13 protein-coding genes and 4 pseudogenes are annotated in these 18,794 nt (G+C 52.1%); 8 read left to right on the plus strand and 9 right to left on the minus strand.

The genetic code is table 11. The annotated features are described in order from the left end of the window. Positions 1-4: 4 nt before the first annotated feature. From frmA to fghA, 3 genes are all read left to right on the plus strand, one after another. Complete coding sequence (frmA, locus tag INT84_RS11385) at positions 5-1,114, plus strand: S-(hydroxymethyl)glutathione dehydrogenase (RefSeq protein WP_017384070.1); 1,110 nt, start codon at positions 5-7, stop codon at positions 1,112-1,114. A 43-nt stretch (positions 1,115-1,157) separates the two neighbouring features. Beyond that, positions 1,158-1,556: a VOC family protein gene (locus tag INT84_RS11390; protein WP_012561111.1), complete on the plus strand. Its 399-nt coding sequence runs from the start codon at positions 1,158-1,160 to the stop codon at positions 1,554-1,556. A 64-nt stretch (positions 1,557-1,620) separates the two neighbouring features. Beyond that, complete coding sequence (gene fghA / locus INT84_RS11395; protein ID WP_012561110.1) at positions 1,621-2,457, plus strand: S-formylglutathione hydrolase; 837 nt, start codon at positions 1,621-1,623, stop codon at positions 2,455-2,457. Positions 2,458-2,656: 199 nt separating this feature from the next. Here fghA and INT84_RS11400 read toward each other — a convergent pair. After that, a pseudogene (locus tag INT84_RS11400) lies at positions 2,657-3,790 on the minus strand (IS3 family transposase). 616 nt (positions 3,791-4,406) lie between these two features. On the opposite strand from INT84_RS11400, the gene INT84_RS11405 reads away from it, so the two are divergent. Continuing rightward, entirely contained in the window at positions 4,407-7,058 is a 2,652-nt protein-coding gene (locus INT84_RS11405; RefSeq protein WP_012561117.1) for an excinuclease ABC subunit UvrA, read from the plus strand. 71 nt (positions 7,059-7,129) lie between these two features. Here INT84_RS11405 and INT84_RS11410 read toward each other — a convergent pair. After that, a pseudogene (locus INT84_RS11410) lies at positions 7,130-7,429 on the minus strand (transposase); the annotation flags it as partial. Positions 7,430-7,998: 569 nt separating this feature from the next. Then, positions 7,999-9,132 (minus strand): glutathione-independent formaldehyde dehydrogenase, encoded by a 1,134-nt coding sequence (locus INT84_RS11415; RefSeq protein ID WP_022651297.1) that lies wholly within the window; start codon positions 9,130-9,132, stop codon positions 7,999-8,001. 431 nt (positions 9,133-9,563) lie between these two features. On the opposite strand from INT84_RS11415, the gene INT84_RS11420 reads away from it, so the two are divergent. Continuing rightward, positions 9,564-9,890 (plus strand): four-helix bundle copper-binding protein, encoded by a 327-nt coding sequence (locus INT84_RS11420; protein ID WP_022649401.1) that lies wholly within the window; start codon positions 9,564-9,566, stop codon positions 9,888-9,890. A 447-nt stretch (positions 9,891-10,337) separates the two neighbouring features. Further along, positions 10,338-10,934 (plus strand): annotated as a pseudogene (locus INT84_RS11425) (LysR substrate-binding domain-containing protein); the annotation flags it as partial. 41 nt (positions 10,935-10,975) lie between these two features. Here the strand turns inward: INT84_RS11425 and INT84_RS11430 are convergent. The 5 genes from INT84_RS11430 to INT84_RS11450 form a co-directional block, all read right to left on the minus strand. Further along, on the minus strand, positions 10,976-11,635 hold the full coding sequence (locus INT84_RS11430; RefSeq protein ID WP_007897903.1) for an SDR family oxidoreductase: 660 nt from the start codon (positions 11,633-11,635) through the stop codon (positions 10,976-10,978). Between the two features lie 294 nt (positions 11,636-11,929). Further along, positions 11,930-12,766 (minus strand): helix-turn-helix transcriptional regulator, encoded by an 837-nt coding sequence (locus INT84_RS11435; protein ID WP_023279881.1) that lies wholly within the window; start codon positions 12,764-12,766, stop codon positions 11,930-11,932. Positions 12,767-12,841: 75 nt separating this feature from the next. Further along, positions 12,842-13,693 (minus strand): DMT family transporter, encoded by an 852-nt coding sequence (locus INT84_RS11440; RefSeq protein WP_023279882.1) that lies wholly within the window; start codon positions 13,691-13,693, stop codon positions 12,842-12,844. Between the two features lie 106 nt (positions 13,694-13,799). Further along, entirely contained in the window at positions 13,800-14,675 is an 876-nt protein-coding gene (locus tag INT84_RS11445) for an MBL fold metallo-hydrolase (RefSeq protein WP_017384065.1), read from the minus strand. 82 nt (positions 14,676-14,757) lie between these two features. Then, the gene (locus INT84_RS11450) at positions 14,758-15,690 is read right to left on the minus strand and encodes a LysR family transcriptional regulator (protein WP_158287950.1); all 933 of its coding nucleotides are present in this window, start codon (positions 15,688-15,690) and stop codon (positions 14,758-14,760) included. A 260-nt stretch (positions 15,691-15,950) separates the two neighbouring features. Between INT84_RS11450 and INT84_RS11455 the strand changes: the two genes are divergently transcribed. Then, positions 15,951-17,075 (plus strand): alkene reductase, encoded by a 1,125-nt coding sequence (locus tag INT84_RS11455; protein ID WP_023279877.1) that lies wholly within the window; start codon positions 15,951-15,953, stop codon positions 17,073-17,075. A gap of 95 nt (positions 17,076-17,170) precedes the next feature. Next, complete coding sequence (locus INT84_RS11460; RefSeq protein ID WP_032415288.1) at positions 17,171-17,479, plus strand: helix-turn-helix transcriptional regulator; 309 nt, start codon at positions 17,171-17,173, stop codon at positions 17,477-17,479. Positions 17,480-18,025: 546 nt separating this feature from the next. Here INT84_RS11460 and INT84_RS11465 read toward each other — a convergent pair. Beyond that, positions 18,026-18,714: pseudogene (locus INT84_RS11465) on the minus strand (IS3 family transposase); the annotation flags it as partial. Positions 18,715-18,794: the final 80 nt, after the last annotated feature.

Genomic DNA, 18,794 nt, shown 5'->3' on the forward strand with positions numbered 1-18,794 from the left:
ACGTATGAAATCACGTGCCGCTGTTGCATTTGCACCAGGGAAGCCCCTGGAGATTGTTGAAATTGATGTTGCTCCGCCTAAAAAAGGCGAGGTGCTGATTAAAAACACCCACACAGGTGTCTGCCATACCGATGCCTTTACCCTCTCAGGGAATGACCCTGAGGGCGTTTTCCCGGTGGTTCTCGGCCACGAGGGAGCCGGTATCGTCGTTGAAGTTGGTGAAGGCGTCACCAGTGTGAAGCCGGGTGACCATGTTATTCCGCTCTACACCGCTGAATGCGGGGAGTGTGAATTCTGCCAGTCCGGTAAAACGAACCTCTGTGTATCGGTTCGCGAGACTCAGGGCAAAGGACTGATGCCTGACGGGACCACTCGCTTTTCATACAACGGTCAGCCTCTTTACCACTACATGGGATGTTCCACATTCAGTGAATACACCGTTGTGGCCGAGGTTTCTCTGGCAAAAATTAACCCGGAGGCGAACCATGAACACGTCTGCCTGTTGGGTTGTGGCGTGACTACCGGTATTGGCGCCGTCCATAACACGGCTAAAGTGCAGCCGGGCGATTCAGTTGCCATTTTTGGTCTGGGGGCAATTGGTCTGGCTGCGGTACAGGGGGCCCGTCAGGCAAAAGCGGGACGTATTATCGCTATCGATACTAATCCGACAAAATTTGACCTGGCCCGTCAGTTCGGGGCCACTGACTGCATTAACCCGAATGATTATGACAAACCGATTAAAGATGTTCTGCTGGATATCAACAAGTGGGGTATTGACCATACCTTTGAATGTATCGGTAACGTTAACGTCATGCGTGCAGCGCTGGAAAGTGCTCACCGTGGGTGGGGGCAGTCCGTTGTCATTGGTGTCGCAGGGGCCGGACAGGAGATTTCCACCCGTCCTTTCCAGCTGGTCACCGGGCGCGTATGGAAAGGTTCCGCGTTTGGCGGAGTAAAAGGCCGCACTCAGCTCCCCGGTATGGTCGAGGATGCCATGAAGGGGGATATTGACCTTGAGCCATTTGTAACCCATACGATGACACTGGATGAAATCAATGACGCCTTCGAGCTTATGCATGAAGGCAAATCTATCCGGACAGTGATTCATTACTGATCCCATCAGAATTTTAATCAACTCAAACTGAAGGAAGTGGAAAATGACAACTCCGGTAATTTCTGGTGACGGCATCTTTTCTCATGTGTTCATTGGCGCAGCCGATGTCGAGAAATCCTCCGCATTTTACGATGTCGTCCTGGGCACGCTTGGTATCAATAACCTCGGCCCGTTTGGCAACGGCTGGGTACTCTATGGCCGCGAAAAGCCGGCATTTATCATTGCCCGTCCGGGCAACGGTGAAGCACCTTCCGCTAACGGGGTGACTGTCGGCTTCGCTGCTGCCACCCCGGAAGAGGTTGATGCTTTCCATGCTGCCGGCCTTGCCGCCGGTGGAGCTGATGAAGGTCAACCTGGCCCGCGTGGTCACCTTCCCGGGGCCTATGCTGCCTACCTGCGGGATCCGGCGGGTAACAAAATCACGGCGTATACGTTTATCTGACGTCCGGATTTAAAGATACTTCCCCTGGCTTCGGTCAGGGGAAATAACCATGAGATAACGGCTGATGGAACTCATTGAGCAGCATGCCAGCTCTGGCGGCTGGCAAAACGTGTACCGGCATTATTCACAATCCCTTAATTGTGAAATGAATTTCGGTGTGTATCTTCCTCCCAAAGCAGTAACAGAAAAACTGCCGGTACTATACTGGTTGTCGGGCCTGACCTGTACTGAGCAGAATTTCATCACCAAATCAGGTATGCAGCATTATGCAGCCCGGCATAACGTCATCGTTGTTGTCCCGGATACCAGTCCCCGGGGTAATAATGTCCCGGATGCCGACAGTTACGATCTTGGCCAGGGGGCCGGTTTTTATCTGAACGCGACGGAACAGCCGTGGAATGTTCATTACAGGATGTATGACTATATTCTCAGAGAGCTTCCGGATGTCGTCATGAATCATTTTCCTGCAACGGCAAGAAAATCTATATCCGGTCATTCTATGGGAGGGCTGGGTGCTCTGGTGCTGGCTCTGCGAAATCCTGGTGAATATGTGAGCGTATCAGCATTTTCCCCGATAGTATCGCCTTCTCAGGTGCCATGGGGGCAACAGGCATTTAGCGCTTACCTGGGTGAAAACAGAAAAACGTGGGAAGCCTACGATCCAGTCAGCCTCATTTTACAGGGTGAAAAATTACCAGAAATCTTCATTGATCAGGGGCTGAGTGACGCCTTTTATGAAGAGCAACTGCGCACCAAAATCCTTGAGAGAGTATGCAATGAGATGAACCTCAATGCGTCGTTCCGATATCATACTGGATACGACCACAGCTATTATTTCATTTCCAGCTTTATTGGTGAGCACATTGCTTACCATGCCAACAGGCTCAGGCTGTCAGCATGAGTTGATTTCCAGCCTCAGAAAATGTGCTTAATTTTCAGGCCTGAACAGGGCCTGAACCCTGCAGACCTGAGATGTACTGTAACTGAATCGCCACGGATAATCTAGACACTTCCGAGCCGTTGATGGACTGACCCCGCCCCGGTAGACGATCCTGCCCTATAGTTTGGACTGACCCCACGCCTGTAGACAAATCCTGTCCTCACGACGAGGCCTGTTCGAAGGCCTCCGGACTGACGTCGCCGAGGTGGCTGTGGCGCCGGGACCGGTTATAGAAGACTTCAATGTAATCGAAGATCCGCCCGGGCCAGATCCCTGGTTTTATATATGCGTTTTCTGATCCGTTCTTTTTTCAGCGAACTGAAGAACGATTCGGCCACCGCATTATCCCAGCAGTTGCCACGCCGGCTCATGCTCGGCGCCAGGTTATTGGCCCGGTAGAAGCGCTGCCAGTCGTCACTGCCGTACTGGCTGCCCTGATCGCTATGTACGATAACCTCGCTGTCTGGTTTTCGGCGCCAGACCGCCATCATCAGCGCGTCGAGCGCCAGTTCGCGTGAGAGAGTGGGTTTCATCGACCAGCCGACCACATTACGGGCGAAGAGATCGATAACCACCGCCAGATACAGCCAGCCCTGCCAGGTGCGGATATAAGTAATATCGGTGACCCAGACCTGGGTGGCCCGGACAACGGTGAACTGCCGCTGCACGAGATTAGGAGCAACGACTGAAGGCCTGCCAGCGATACGACGTGGCGCTTTATAGCCGCGCACAGCTTTAATCCGGTCCAGTTGCATGATCCGACCCACCCGGTTTCTACCACAGGTTTCCCCGATTTCGTTCAGATCGCCATGAACCCGCCGGTAACCGTATACGCCTCCGCTCAGGGAATATGAGTCGCGGATAAGCATCAGCAGGCGCTGGTTATCTTTATCACGCGCCGAGACAGGGTTATGCAGCCACGCATAGAACCCGGCCCGGGCGACATTCAGTACCCGACACATCGTCATCACACCCCATACAGTTCGGTGCTCATTGATAAAGCGGTACTTCAGTCGGGCTCCTTTGCAAAGTACCGCGCGGCCTTTTTCAGGATATCCCGTTCTTCTTCGGTGCGTTTTAGCTGCGCCCGGAGTTTCAGGATCTCGCTTTTAGCTTCCAGTAAATCCCGGGCATGCTGCTCGCTGTTATCAGGTTTGATAGCCCGTAGCCACTTGTAGAGGCGGTGTGCAGAGACGCCCAGACGCTCAGATACTTAGGCGACGGAATAACCGCGTTCCGTTATCTGACGGACGGCTTCTTCCTTAAATTCAGGTGTAAATCGTGGTGTGCCCATACGCTCCTCCTATACTCAAACTATAGGGCAGGATCGTCTACCGGGGCGGGGTCAGTCCAGGGAGCCGTTAACGACCTGATGGCGGTTGTTCTGGAAAGCTATCTTCGGGAGGAATTCCCCGATACGGGCAAACGAAATGAGTCGCAGAAGAGGTCAATCGACGACACCATTTCGATAGTCCGCTCCTATCTCCGTTAACTCTGCCAGGCAGATGTCTGATGGGGTCTAAAACTGTAATGAAAGGAAATGACATATGAAATCACGTGCATTATTCATCTGTATTTTTTAATTGGTACCCGAAACCGCCTGAGTGTCGCCATCAGCTGGGTCTGGAACCACAGCGTCGCGTACCGGGGAGCCCGCATTATCACGGGAGCCAAATCTCCGGTCCCGGGTACGCCGCCAGCCAGTTCTCATACAGAAGGCGGATCCGCAGGGTACCGCTGAAACTTCAGCGGTGTCCCACATGGTACCACCGGGCCCAGCTTCAGCAATCTGTTTCCAGTCACACAAACGCTTTTTTCGACGGGCTTTCTGATCGAGCGGTCCGGCACACCAGATACCGTCACAAGAGGTGGCCTTATTAAGAGCGGACACACCTAGCACAGGAAATTCTATGGCAAAGAAACTTTTCGGTTATCATCCCATCCTGACTGACGACAACAATTCAGTTGTGATTCGCGGTGCTCGCGAGAACAACCTTAAAGAGGTGGATGTTTCCATTCCGCGCAACGCATTGGTTGTTTTTTCGGGTGTGTCAGGCTCGGGTAAGTCTTCACTGGCCTTTGGCACCATTTATGCTGAGGCGCAACGGCGCTACTTTGAATCGGTTGCCCCCTACGCTCGTCGCCTCATTGATCAGGTCGGGGTTCCGGATGTGGATGCCATTGACGGACTGCCGCCAGCCGTTGCGCTTCAGCAACAACGCGGTGCCAGTAACGCGCGCTCCTCTGTCGGCAGCGTGACCACCTTATCCAGTCTGGTGCGAATGATGTACTCACGGGCGGGCGCTTATCCTGCCGGACAACCGATGCTGTATGCCGAGGATTTTTCTCCCAACACGCCGCAGGGGGCATGCCCTTCTTGCCATGGTCTGGGCCATATCTATGAGGTAACTGAAACACTGATGGTGCCCGATCCCTCACTTAGTATCCGTGAAAAGGCTATTGCTTCCTGGCCCCCGGCCTGGCACGGACAGAATCTGCGGGATATTCTGGTGACGCTGGGGTATGACATCGACACTCCCTGGAAAAATCTGCCAGCGGAAGACCGTCAGTGGATCCTTTTTACCGAAGACACCCCCACTGTACCGGTTTTCCCGGGACTGAGTCCGGAAGATACGCGCGAAGCCGTCAGGAAAAAAATGACGCCGGGTTATATGGGGACCTTCACCGGGGCACGTCGTTATGTGCTACATACCTTCGCCAGCACGCAAAGCGCGTTGATGAGAAAACGAGTCTCCCGTTTTATGGAAGGCAAGCTGTGTCCGGTCTGTCACGGGAAAAGACTGAAGTCAGAATCATTGTCCGTCACCTTTGCCGGTGTGGACATTGGTGAATTTATGCAGATGCCCTTAGACCAGCTGGCGGAATTGCTCCTTCCAATCTCCCGGGGGGATTTCAGTGCCCACCACGCCGGCGCAGATGCCGACAGGGATATCACCCGTCGGGATCTGACAGAGCGTGCTGCATCCGGAAAAGCGGTCCATTCCGATAACGCCGATGTCTGCCGGACATCGGCGTTATCGGAAGAGAAACGACTGGCGGCACAACGGCTGACCGGTGGTGTCATGGCCCGGTTGTATCAGTTGCAGAAGCTGGGGCTGGGTTATCTTACGCTGGACAGAGCAACCCCAACTCTATCTGCAGGAGAGCTTCAGCGACTGCGTCTTGCCACGCAACTCAGTTCGATGCTGTTTGGTGTGGTCTATGTTCTTGATGAACCGTCTGCGGGTCTGCACCCCTCAGACAGTAAAGCGCTTTACGATGCGCTTGAGAACCTTCGTGATGCCGGCAACTCGGTGTTTGTCGTTGAACATGATCTTAACCTGATGCGACGGGCGCAATGGCTTGTTGATGTGGGACCGTCGGCTGGTGAACAGGGAGGACATGTTCTCTACAGTGGTATTCCTGAAGATCTGAAAGCCGTCACCCAATCTCGTACCGCGCGTTATTTATTTGATGAAGTCCGGCCACCACAATCTTTTGCCCGTATCCCATCCGGGTGGCTGAAACTGCAGGGGATCCATCGCCACAATCTTAAGTGGATCGATGTTGATATTCCTCTGGGTGTGCTGACAGCCGTGACGGGAGTCTCTGGCTCCGGTAAATCCAGTCTGATTGCCCAGGCCTTACCGGAACTGGTGCTTTCTTCACTTGGCGGTGAGCCAGAAGACGTGCTTTCCGAAGCCAGCGACGCTGAGGGGCCATCCGTAACGGAGAAAACGTACGGTACCCTGACCGGTGATACCGGACTGGTAAAGCGTCTGGTTCAGGTTGACCAGAAACCGATAGGCAGGACCCCCCGTTCAAACCTGGCGACATATACCGGGTTGTTTGATCCTGTTCGTAAGCTCTTTGCCGGAACGACTGACGCCAAACTCCATCATTACGATGCGGGTCAATTCTCTTTCAATGTGGCAAAAGGCCGCTGTGCAACCTGTGAAGGTGAAGGATTCGTCAGCGTGGAGCTGTTGTTTATGCCGAGCGTGTATGCACCGTGCCCGACCTGCCATGGCGCGCGGTATAACCGGGATACTCTCAGGATCTGCTGGCAGGACAAAAATATCGCGGAGGTCCTGCATATGACGGTGGATGAAGCCAGTCAGTTCTTTGCGACTGAAGAACCAGTGGCTCGTCCCCTCCGTCTGCTGAGTGAAATTGGTCTGGGCTACCTGCGTCTGGGACAACCAGCAACCGAGTTATCCGGAGGGGAGGCGCAAAGGATCAAGCTGGCAACCGAACTACAACGTAGCCAACGTGGCCACACGTTGTATATCCTAGATGAACCGACAACCGGCCTGCATGCTTCAGACGCCGACCGCCTCCTTGTGCAGCTGCAGCGGCTTGTTGATGCAGAAAATACGGTGATAATGATTGAACACGATATGCGGGCGGTTACTCAGGCAGACCAGGTTATCGACATCGGTCCTGGAGCGGGACATGAGGGAGGACGCCTGGTTGCCGCAGGAACTCCCGAACAGGTATCGCAGGTCAAAGAAAGCCGTACCGCACAGTATATTGCCAGGGAACTCTCACGGAACGGTTAAAAAGGGCTGTGTCGTCATTGCGTCAATGGCGGCACATTCCCGGCGTGTTCTGTATCAGTAATCTCCCGCAGGTATAATTTCAGCGCATCCCACTGGTTCAGCGCGTACGCGAACGCCTTCGACAGCTCCGAGTGCCGTGACAGCGTTTTCTGCTTTTCACGCAGCCAGCCCTCCAGCGCGGTCAGCAGCGGTACCGCTTTTTCCTGCCGAATGGCCAGCCGTTCCGCCGCGCTTTTGCCCCGGATGCCCGCCTCGATGCCATACAGCTCGCCGATACGGCACAGCGCTTCGGTCGTGGTGTCAGAGGGCGTCCGCACGTGCACGTCCGCCTGCAACACCCCGCTGAACCCCGCAAGATGCGACTGCGGATGTGTAACGCTGGCGTGATAGAAATTTTAAGTCAGTCATCAGGTGTCCACCTAATTAGGGGTCAGTTTGGATATCGAAAATTATTGTACGTCAAGGTTATTTTTTGACCTCTCTACTTTAGCGGGCCTCAGCCGACGAAACTTATCGGAAGCCGGTACCGGCCAGTCTGACTGAAGATGGAAGCAAAATTAATGCTGTGGGCTACCATACCTTCTTTAACAGGTGATTTGTGAACTGCAACTTCTCGGAACGGGAGTTTGCGCAAGGACCGGAAGTCCGCTTTTCGCTCATAGCGGACCGTTCCTGCGCACATGTCTGCTATGTGGTAGAGGCAGACAATACTTACAGCACAGGGCGTTAATAAATACGGAACAGATCAACCGCAGATGCCTCCTCCTGAATGTATTAATTTTGCTATCTCGTCGGCAAAATCAGGGAACAAGTCTGGATATGGAAGCGCCTGGCAGCTGAAAGTATGAATAATAACGCCCTGACAGGATATTTTATTGCACCCTGTCAAAAGTCATACATTCTTTCCCGGTTTTTGCTTTCTCATACCGGATAACTCTATTTAAGGCTTAAGGATAACCTTCGTCCATCCTTCATCCCGCTCATCGAAGTGCTTATATCCGGCAGGAGCCTCTTCAAGCGAAAGACGATGAGAAATTATTTTGCCCGGACTGGCTTTATCGTGATGGATGAGGCGAGACAGCTGACGGTTATAGGCCTTAACGTTCGCCTGGCCGGTACGGATTGCCTGTCCTTTAAACCAGAAACTCCCAAAATCAAATGGCATCTTACCCTCTCTGGCAAGCTCCGATTCAGCCCCCGGATCCTGAGGAATAAAGACGCCAACCACACCAATTCCCCCGGTTGCTTTCGTCGACGCAACAAGACTGTTCATGGTAACAGAGTTATCTTCATGGCCATGTTTGTTACAGCACTGATAGCCAACACATTCGCAGCCACAATCCGTACCGCGTCCATCCGTCAGGTCGAGAATTTTTTGTACAGCTTCATCGCCAGTAGCATTGATGCCCGTCGCCCCCATTTTTTCAGCCAGAGCCAACCGGTCTGTGTGCGTATCAACCACAAACACCTGTGAAGCACCTTTAATGATCGCCGAATGAGCTGCCATCAAACCGACCGGCCCCGCGCCATAAATGGCCACGCTTTCACCAGGCTTCAATCCGGCAAGTTCTGTTGCATGCCAGCCGGTAGGAAAAATGTCAGAGAGCATCACATAATCATCTTCTTTTTCTGCCGCATCAGGGGGAAGAACAAGGCAGTTAAAGTCGGCAAATGGCACCCGAAGAAGTTCCGCCTGACCTCCCTCCCAGGGACCCATTTCAGCAAAACCATAAGCTGCGCCTGCCGTACCCGGATTGGTAGTGAGACAAAAGCCGGTCAGACCTTTTTCACAGTTTTCGCAAAAACCACATCCCACGTTAAACGGCAGACAAACATAGTCGCCCACCTTAATACGTTCAACGCCTGAGCCAATTTCGACCACTTCACCCAGGTTTTCGTGACCCAGAATCCGTCCCTGTTCAAAGCTGGTCCGGCCCTCATACATGTGCAAGTCCGACCCACAAATGTTGGTGGTGGTGATGCGGACGAGTACATCCGTGGGGCGGACAATTTTCGCATCCGGTACGTCTTTTACTTTTACATCATAAGGACCGTTGTAAATTACTGCTTTCATGATCTTCTCCTTCTTGCGTGCGGAAAGGAAATGCTGCCCCGCGGATTGGGGTATCAATCGAGTTTAGCTGCCATAACAGATCTCGCGATCGGCGAAAGGACGATTAGGATGTTTCTTAACTAAGTGCATTGAAGTCTGTAAGACAGGTACTTACCGATGAAGGCTGCCTGGAAAACGTAAAAACATCACACGTTAATCCGGTTTTTTTAAGCAGGCAAGGGATTACGGACAGCTTTGAGCGAGAAGCGGATAAAGTAAATCTATCTCATTTCTGCATTGTGCCAGAAGTAGACATAGGTGAATTAGGTAACCCTAGAGATGCACTTTGAATCAATGATATGAAATGCTGAAAAGGTAATTAACTAATTCAAAATTTGAATAATCAGTTATCTCTTCCATGCTTAATACGTAACCTTAGCTAAGGAGAAATTATGTTAGACGAATACAAAAAATGCATCGAAGCCTGTTATCTATGTGCAACGGCATGTGATAACTGTGCGGCTTCGTGTCTCGACGAAGAGAATCTGGAGATGATGCGCGAGTGCATAAAACTGGATATGCAGTGTGCAAATATCTGCCGTCTTGCAGCTCAATTCATGACACTAAATAGCGGGTCTGCCCAGGATCTTTGCCGTCTTTGCGCTGATGTTTGTCAGAAGTGCGGTGACGAGTGTGGAAAGCATGAACATGACCATTGTCAGGATTGCTCAAGCGCTTGTCATCACTGCGCCGAACAATGCAGAAAGATGGCCGCCTGAGAAAAACTCAAATTACCAAACCCGCTTCGGCGGGGTTTTATATTCCCGGTAATAAGTCGTAGAAGGATGAGATAGATGAGTTTAAGAGTACGGGCGGGAAATAGATCTACTCGAAAGTACTAGCCTCAATGACAAATTCTGGCACAGATTATTTGATTGGCTCAATGTCCGTTTTCGCTGACAGCGGACTGCACCCCGCCGGGGTGACCGCTTCGTGCCAGAATTGGACGTTTCCAAAATCTGCATGCACTAATCGGTGGAGAGCAGATCTCACTGCATAGCCATGCAGACGCGCAGAAATCATCAGGGGCGTTTGAAAGGTGCCGGAAACAGGCGGGAGGCCGCAGAAACGTGCTGAGGGCGCCTGCGGCGGTGCGCCCAAGGGTTGTTATGTTTAATATGGCAGAACTTTCCTGTCGCTATCATTTTGACGCCCGCTATTCGCTCATAGATATGCCTGTCGCGTTTGCGGCTTTACTTGTTATACCCAACCTGCCTGATTTTTATCGCCAGCATCCCGGAATTGAAATTATCCTGAGCAGCTCAGACCGCCGACGGAATATGCTGCATGATGGCCTGGACTGCATACTGAGGGTGGGGGAGCTGGACGATGGCGACTATATCGCAAAGGAGGTGGGAACCGTTAAAATGACGACCTGCGCCAGTCCTGCGTATCTTGATCAACACGGCACCCCGGAAACAATGGACGAGTTGCAGCAGCATCAGGCCGTCAACTGGATTAACAGCAGCAACAGACAAGTTATGCCCTGGACATTCGGGACGTCAGAGGGCTCCACCGAAATTGAACTTCCAGGCAGGCTTGTCGTGGATAACTCAGAAGCCTACATTGCAGCAGGCCTGGCGGGGCTGGGAATACTACAGGGCATGAATATTTTTTTGCAGCCTTATCTCGATCGCGGGCTGTTGGTAGAGGTTCTGCCAGATAATACGTCCCCGAATCGCAAACTGTAACTTCTGTATCCGCACCGCCATCTCTCCCGAAAAGTACGGGCGTTTACCGACTGGCTGGAAAGTTTATTGTAAACGCCTGGGGGCCTGCAGCCTGCTGGTACGTGCGCTGCCTTTTATCGGCCCGCCAGCTTCTGTATGGCTTCACGGACAGGAGCATCGCCAGACGTCAGCTCAATGATGACGCGGCTGACGGCAGGTTGCTCAATGAGTTCAGCCAGCGTAGCCGCCACGTCATCACGGGGCACGTTACCATACGGGATGGCCAGGCCGGCACGTACATAACCCGTACCAGTCTTATCCTGCAGCGCGCCGGGGCGCAGGATCACCCAGTCAAGCTCGCTTTGTGCTAGTTCCACATCGGCCATTTTTTTAACACGCATATAATTTTCGAATGATTCAGAAGTGGTTTCTCCCCGTGCGGACTCCGGGAATGCAGAAACGAGCAGAAAGCGAGACACACCGGCACTGAGGGCGGCAGCTACCGACTTTTTCAGCCCTTCGCCGTCGACCGCATTGGTCATCTCCTGTCCCCCCTTACCGCCGGCACCGGCAGTAAACACCACTGTATCACTACCTGCAAAGTGCATCGCCAGCGCAGCTGCATCCAGCTCTGTCAGGCTCCCACTGACGGGCTCAGCACCCAGCTCGCCTAGCAATGCCTGCTGCTCTGGCTTACGGTAGAGGGCACGAACAGCATGCCCCCTACCTGAAAGGATCCTGCACAGACGCTGGCCGATTTTGCCTGCACCACCGATAATGAAAACATGAACCACAGTTGTCTCCTTCTGGGGTTATGATGTGTCCGAAATTATAACCTGACATCAGGTCAGTTCCTTTGAGCCTGACCGATTGCACTGCATGCTGCTGCCAGCACCAGACAGCTGGTCAGATACTCAGTTGTTCTTATAGCTGAGAACAACAGCCGTACCGATTTAGCTCTCCCGTCACGATGAGAACTCCTGAACCGGTTACACGCAATGCCGGCCAATATCTTCCGTTATATTCGAAAGATCCACGCAAGTTACTGAAGTGCGAGGGACGCAATGTGTACCTTGAACGAACTGAAGTCAGCGGAACCCTGAAGGTTCGATTCCATAGCGTTCAGAAAACTGCTTGCTGAAGCTCGATAGTGAATTGTAACCCACCCGCCCCGCGACCGTTTTTACCGGCAGCGTCGATGTCATCAGCAGGCGGAGAGCCTCCGCGATACGTGCATCGGCGATAACTGAGCGTAAGCTGGTTGACTCACTGGCCAGGTGGCGCCGAAGCGTGGGGCCACTGAGTCCCGTCAGATCTTCAATTTCAGCAGCACTCCAGGGATGAGCCGGTTTGTCCGCTACCATCTGACGGATTTTCATGGCCAGACTTGGCTGCCGGGCTCGCAGCAAAGCATGGTATCCCATGCCATAAAGCCAGAGCACCACTTCAACCATGGCGTGCAGGGAAAGCGGACGCTTCCCTTCCCGCATTGCGGCTGTCCAGCGGTTAAGGGGTGAAAGAAGAGCTGATACGGAAATGGCTGCGATGCTGCCGGTGTCCTGTGGTGGTGGTGCGGCAAGTAACAGCCTGGCTGCTTCAAGCTGTTCCTCCGCGAGCACCACGCTCAGGGCAACAAACTCACCACTTTGTTCTGAAGGGGCATATTCTATATCGATGCTACGGGCATTCGGGACGACCATAATCTCGCCCGGGATCACCCGGTGCCATTTCTCATTTTCACGATACCGGAATTCTCCTTCCAGCGGGAAGGAAAGGGTCGCACCTTCCACCTCGAACTTCTTTACCTGATGCGTCTGTTCTGCGCGAAGGCAATCGCAGGGAAGTGGAAAACGGGAGCGTGCCAGGGTAAGAAGCTCAGCGAGGAGATCATCAACGGGAGAATCGGAAAAGCTGACTGTTTGCATATTCATCCGGAATTTGACTTTGACCGCTATTATACGTCGCCATATACAAAAGCATACAGCGACGCGTGCGGTTGTCTATTCCCGGATGACAAAAATCAGGCCGATTATAGTTATTGCCATACCCACAAGCATGGGCAATGTAATGGCCTCTCCAAACAGCAACCACGCTTCAGCTGCCGTGAGAATGGGAACCAGGTAAAAGTAAGTAGCGACTTTGGTTGCTTCACCGCTTCGTATCATAAAAATCAGCAACATAATCGCCAGAACCGATACGCCAATAACCAGCCAGCCCAGACCCAGCGCAAATGATAAGCTCCACTGCGTCGGAGCAGATTCGAACATCAGGCTAATTGCACCCATCGATATTGTCAAAGTGACGTACTGTAAAAACGTGTTCGCAAAGATATGTCCATCTCCCTGAGCACGGCGCTGATAAAGCGCTCCGATCGTTACGCCAAATAACCCCAGCATGACCGACCCAAAAGCCACAGGATCCAGTGCAAAACTATGCTGGCCTGGCGAGAGCACCAGGAAAACGCCCGCAAAGCCAATCGCAATACCCAGCCATTTCCGGGGATGCAGGGACTGACGGTGCATGAGTGAAACCAGTATTGCAGTCAGTACCGGCTGCAGGCCGGTGATGAGCGCCACAATGCCTGACGGCATGCCACGATGGATGGCATAAAAGCATCCGCCCAGAAAGAAGCTCTGCAGGAAAAGTCCGACAATCAGGTTGCGAACCATTCCTCTGCCGGACGGAAAACGGGCCCTGAACCCCAGTGTAAGCAGCAGAAGGACCAGACAGGAAAATGCGCCACGCAGGAATAAAAGATGAAACGGCGCGCTGTACTGCACGGTAAATTTGGCTGCGACAAACCCTGACTCCAGAGGAATACAAAAAGCCAGGGCGCAAGAGTAATGAGCCATTTTTTTGTGAGGCAGTGATATTCATAGTATTGCAGGTGGGTTCTTGTCGGGCGATATGAAAGGGGATCTTCCCGGTCACTATTGTGTGCACCGGGAAGGAAGGTGATCAGACTGCGGGTGACCACAGGTCGTAATTCAGTGCGAAGCTGTTACCTTCACGGATAACCTTACCGGTAGTAGGCAGGTTGAAGTGCATACCACTGACAGCCAGGTTATCGCTCGCTGCGCGGTCAAGCACTTTGCTACGGATGGCCGCCGCCGCCGCAGGATCGCTGTCGAACGCGATAGTAACGTCAGGCTGAGCAACCTGAATGTGCGGGAAGTGAACAATATCACCCCAGATGAGCAGCGACTCTTTTTCATCACCCAGCAGATAACCGGTATGTCCTGGTGTATGGCCGAACAGCGGTACAGTCTGAATACCTGGTAAAATCGCTTCCTCGCGGAATGGCACCAGTTTGTCGTCATAAGCGCTGAAGGCGTTCCTTGCTACTTCAAAGAACGGCTTGAATGCGTCAGGCGCGCCAGCGGAAATGGTTTCATCACGCCAGAAAGCGAGTTCTTTCTCATGCACAAACAACTGCTGAACATTGCGGAAAACGGGAGTCTGCAGGGGGCCTGCAAGCCCGCCGATATGGTCAGGATGCGCGTGAGTCAGGAGAAGGGTATCAATCTGAAGCGGGTCAATGCCTGCCGCGGCCAGGGCTACCTGAAGCCGACCGCCCCAGCCATTGATACCTCCGGCACCACTGTCAATCAGGATGGTTCGCTCAGGCGTCTGGATAACGTAGACGTTGATATTAATACGGGGTACTGCTGGCACACCGCGCTTCTGCAGTAAATCCTCGGCACGTGAGCCGTCAATACCAGACAGCAGCTCAAAAGATACGTCCAGATAGCCATCACTCAGCATGGTCACAGTCATGTCACCTACTTTTTTGCGATTGATAGCCGGGGCCTGCCAGTTCAGTTGTGAAGTCATATTGGTCTCCGTTACGATTAGAGGTCATCAGGTTTTACTTTAGCAATAGTAACGAAATTTCTGGTTCGAACTGCTCATCCTGCTACGTAAACCGCTCATTCTTAAAATCCGGAGCACAGCAGGTTATATTGCTTTTGCCTTTCTCATGTAAGGTGTCGGTATTATCTTTACCGGAGCCTGTAATGGACATTATTGGAATTATCATGTCGGCGGGAAAAGCCTCTGACCAGTCCTCAAGCACCCGACAATAGTGTCCCGCCTCAATCCCCGCCAGGGCAGAAGACTCCGGCAGGTAGGCCAGGCCGTAGCCATCTTTTACTGCCTGAAGCATTGGATAAATGCTTGAAAAAGTAAGCTGCCCGTCCACTTTTTTCACAATATCCCCCTGCCTGACAAATTCCCAGCCATACAGCGGGCCTGTGGGTGACAGACGTATATTGATGCAGTCATGTTTTTCCAGCTGAGAGGGATGTAGCGGCAGACCTCTTTCTGCAAGATAGGTGGACGATCCAATGACGACAAACCGTATGTCCGGTGCGATTCGGACGGCCACCATATCCTTTAATATGTCATCACCAATTCGGACTCCGGCATCAAAATTGCCCTCAACAATGTCGACAAAACCGTTCTGCTGCGACATTTCCACCTTGATATCCGAATATTTTTTTAGTAACGGTGACAATCGTGGCCAGAGACATTCATGAATCATGTGATCTGATACCGTAAGTCTGACCAGCCCAGCCGGTGTATGGCGCAGTCTCTGAAGAGCTGTCACGCCCGCTTCAATGCGCGCAAGACCGGGTTCAAGCGTCAGTAATAATTGTTTACCGGCTTCGGTGACAGCCACCCGCCTGGTTGTACGCATAAGTAACGGCATGCCAACGCGCTCCTCGAGACGACGTATCGTGTGTGAAAGCGTGGATGCCGAGATCCCGAGGCGGACAGCAGCCCGTGAAAAACTGCACTCCTGTGCTACTGCCATGAATGCAACATAGTCATTAAAATCGTGACGCATACCGTTCCCGTTCAGGATCTCCGATAACATTATCAGAACCATTTAGGTTCATGATGCCGATTCTGTGAGCCATCAGGCAACCCCCCCGTTCCGCTCATCCGATCATAATTTTTATAAATCTAGATATTGGTAAATCTCAATATGTGGAATAAAGTGTCGTGGTTCTGCGGCTACATCGGCCGAACGACGACATGCCAGGTCGTAAATGCTGAGACATGGCGTTTCAGTGATATTGAAAATTCGCTATATCAGGATATGTAATGAAGACGAAAAACCTGTTCTCTCCCACCAGACTAGGTCCCTACACCCTGAAGAATCGTGTTGTACTTCCGCCTTTAACCCGCTCACGGAGCTCACAACCGGGTGATATTCCGAACGAACTGATGGCTGAATATTACGCACAGCGCAGCAGTGCCGGGTTTATGGTGACCGAAGGAACACAAATCGAACCTCGTGGGCAGGGTTATGCGTGGACCCCGGGGATCTACAGCTCACGGCAAGTGGAAGGCTGGAAGAAAGTGACGCGGGCAGTGCATGAAAAAGAAGGCATCATTTTTGCCCAGCTCTGGCATGTCGGAAGAGTATCCCATAACTCCCTGCAGCCATGTAACGCCTCGCCTGTCGCTCCGTCGGCGATACCGGCAGGGGAAAACGTTAAGGTATTCATCGAAACCGGGCCGGGAGAGGGTGCGCTGGCTACCGCTTCCTGCCCCCGCGCACTGGAAAAAGAGGAAATTAGTGAGATTGTCAGGATGTACGCCGGGGCAGCTCAGAACGCCCTTGATGCCGGTTTTGACGGTGTGGAAATTCACTGTGCAAATGGATACCTGGTTAACCAGTTCATGTCATCCCATAGCAACAAAAGAGAGGATGAATATGGTGGCTCATTACATAACCGGCTGCGGTTTCTGCGCGAAGTGACGCAGGCTGTCGCTGATGTGGTCGGTAAAGACCGTGTGGGAGTCCGTTTTGCTCCGCTCTTTCAGACCACGGATGAAGTAAGGGTCTATCTTGGCCTGGTGGAAGATGATCCCCATGAAACCTATACCGAAGCCGTTAAAATTCTTGAAGAAATCGGAATAGCCTATATTTCTCTTGCTGAAGCCGACTGGGATGATGCTCCCGAATTGCCTGAAGCATTCAGAGCTGAAGTCCGTAAGTTATTCAGCGGTGTAATTATGTATGCCGGGCGATATACGCAAGAAAAAGCCGAACGGATTATCGGTGCTGGCTGGGGAGACATTATCGGATTTGGCCGCCCGTTCATAGCTAATCCGGATTTACCGCAGCGCCTTTATCATGAATGGCCACTGAATCCGGTCGATCCAACAACCATGTATGGTGGAACGGCAAAAGGCTACACAGATTATCCCGCCTTTGGCTAACCATTCTTATGAGCATCAGCTTTTCAAAAGCTGATGCTTAACGTAGAGAAGTATCGTAACATTGCAATTCCTCAATGCGACAAGTGACAGAGTTTATGCCTGATATTGATTTGAATGACGTGATTAAGGCGCTGGGAAACCCTGTTAGAAGAAAAATTCTGCATATGCTCAAGGAACCGAAAATACACTTCCATCAGCCTTATGCTGATGCGGACGAGTTCGGTGTGTGTGTCAGTATCATTCAGGAAAAGGTCGGGCTCTCACAGTCTACCGTTTCTCTTTACCTCTCAGCTCTTCAACGGGCACAACTTGTTACTTCTCAGCGCATCGGTCCCTGGACGTACTACAAACGTGACAATGATAAAATAAGGGTTGTTCTTGAGTTGCTGAAAAATACAATCTGATACAGGACTGAGCACATTCAGTGTAACAGTACCGGGGGTTCGTACTTGCGATCCCGGCAGGCATTCCATGAAAGCGCACTAATTCCTCAATATCAGGCTGCAGACCGGTCATAAGAGGCTAATAGTTTTGCAAAATATCCACCAGTTTGGGTCAAATCACTCTGTCGGTTGGTGTGCATACTCGGTGCAAGGACCTGCAGATATTTAAGATGGCGGATAGCTTGTTACAGTGCCGCTGATGACATTCCGACCCTGTTGCCGTCCGGGTAAGATAATACCTCTGACAGCGGTCATAAAAGCCCAACATAATTGTCTTTCGAGCCATATATTAATCGCTCATCGCGCTCTCTTTTTCGAAGAGGTGTCACTTAATCATGATCGGTCAGTACAAAAAGACAGTGCTTTTCCAAATTCCGGACGGTTGTATGCGAAAACGGTGAAGCTCAACAAATGGTGTCATCGCTGTGCAATGCTCTGCGGGCTCATTCTTTCAGTTAACTGTTTGGTTACAGCTTCAATGAAGTATTTCAGTTAATTCACAGCGAGGGTTTGAGGAAACCACGCTGTGATTACCCAACGCTCATCCGGAGCATCCGGATTGAACTGTCGCTGGAGCTTGTTGGGCGACACGATACTGGCCTCGCCTTTACATGCCCTCGGGCTCCGGTATCCGACCTGAGCCTTTATCCCGACACGTTTCATCAGTCGCCAGACTCTGTTCACTCCGCACTGTTGCCCGCTGTCCCGCAGATCCAGATGGATTTTGCGATAACCATAGACGCATCCCGATTCCAGCCAGAACTGTTTAATCTGTCCTGTCAGTCTCAGGTCTGCCTGATGGCGTTGTGAATGCGGCTGCTGAAGCCAGGCGTAAAAACCACTGGGATGTTCATCCAGCACCCGACAGAGCAGGCGAACAGGCCAGCAATAGGTGTTGTCACGAATAAAGGCGTACCTCAGTCGGACAGCTTTGCGAAGTACGCCGCGGCTTTTTTTAATATGTCCCGTTCGTCGGTAACCCGCTTCAGCTCTTTCTGAAGACGGCGGATCTCGGCCTGAGCATCTGACTGTTCTTTATTAGTGGAAGAATCCGGACCGTAGTTCTTTATCCAGGCGTAAAGGCTGTGGGTGGTGATATCGAGACGCGTTGCAACGCTGGCAACAGAATAACCGCGATCAACAACCTGTTTGACTGCTTCAATTTTAAACTCTTCAGGATAACGCTTACCGCTCATGGGCACCTCTCTTTAAGTCATCTTAAATGACTCTGAGGTGTCTGTTAAACCTGTGGCGATTCACCTCGCGTCCTTCCGTT

The organism is Superficieibacter sp. 1612_C1, assembly GCF_015234305.1.
Lineage (GTDB): Bacteria > Pseudomonadota > Gammaproteobacteria > Enterobacterales > Enterobacteriaceae > Superficieibacter.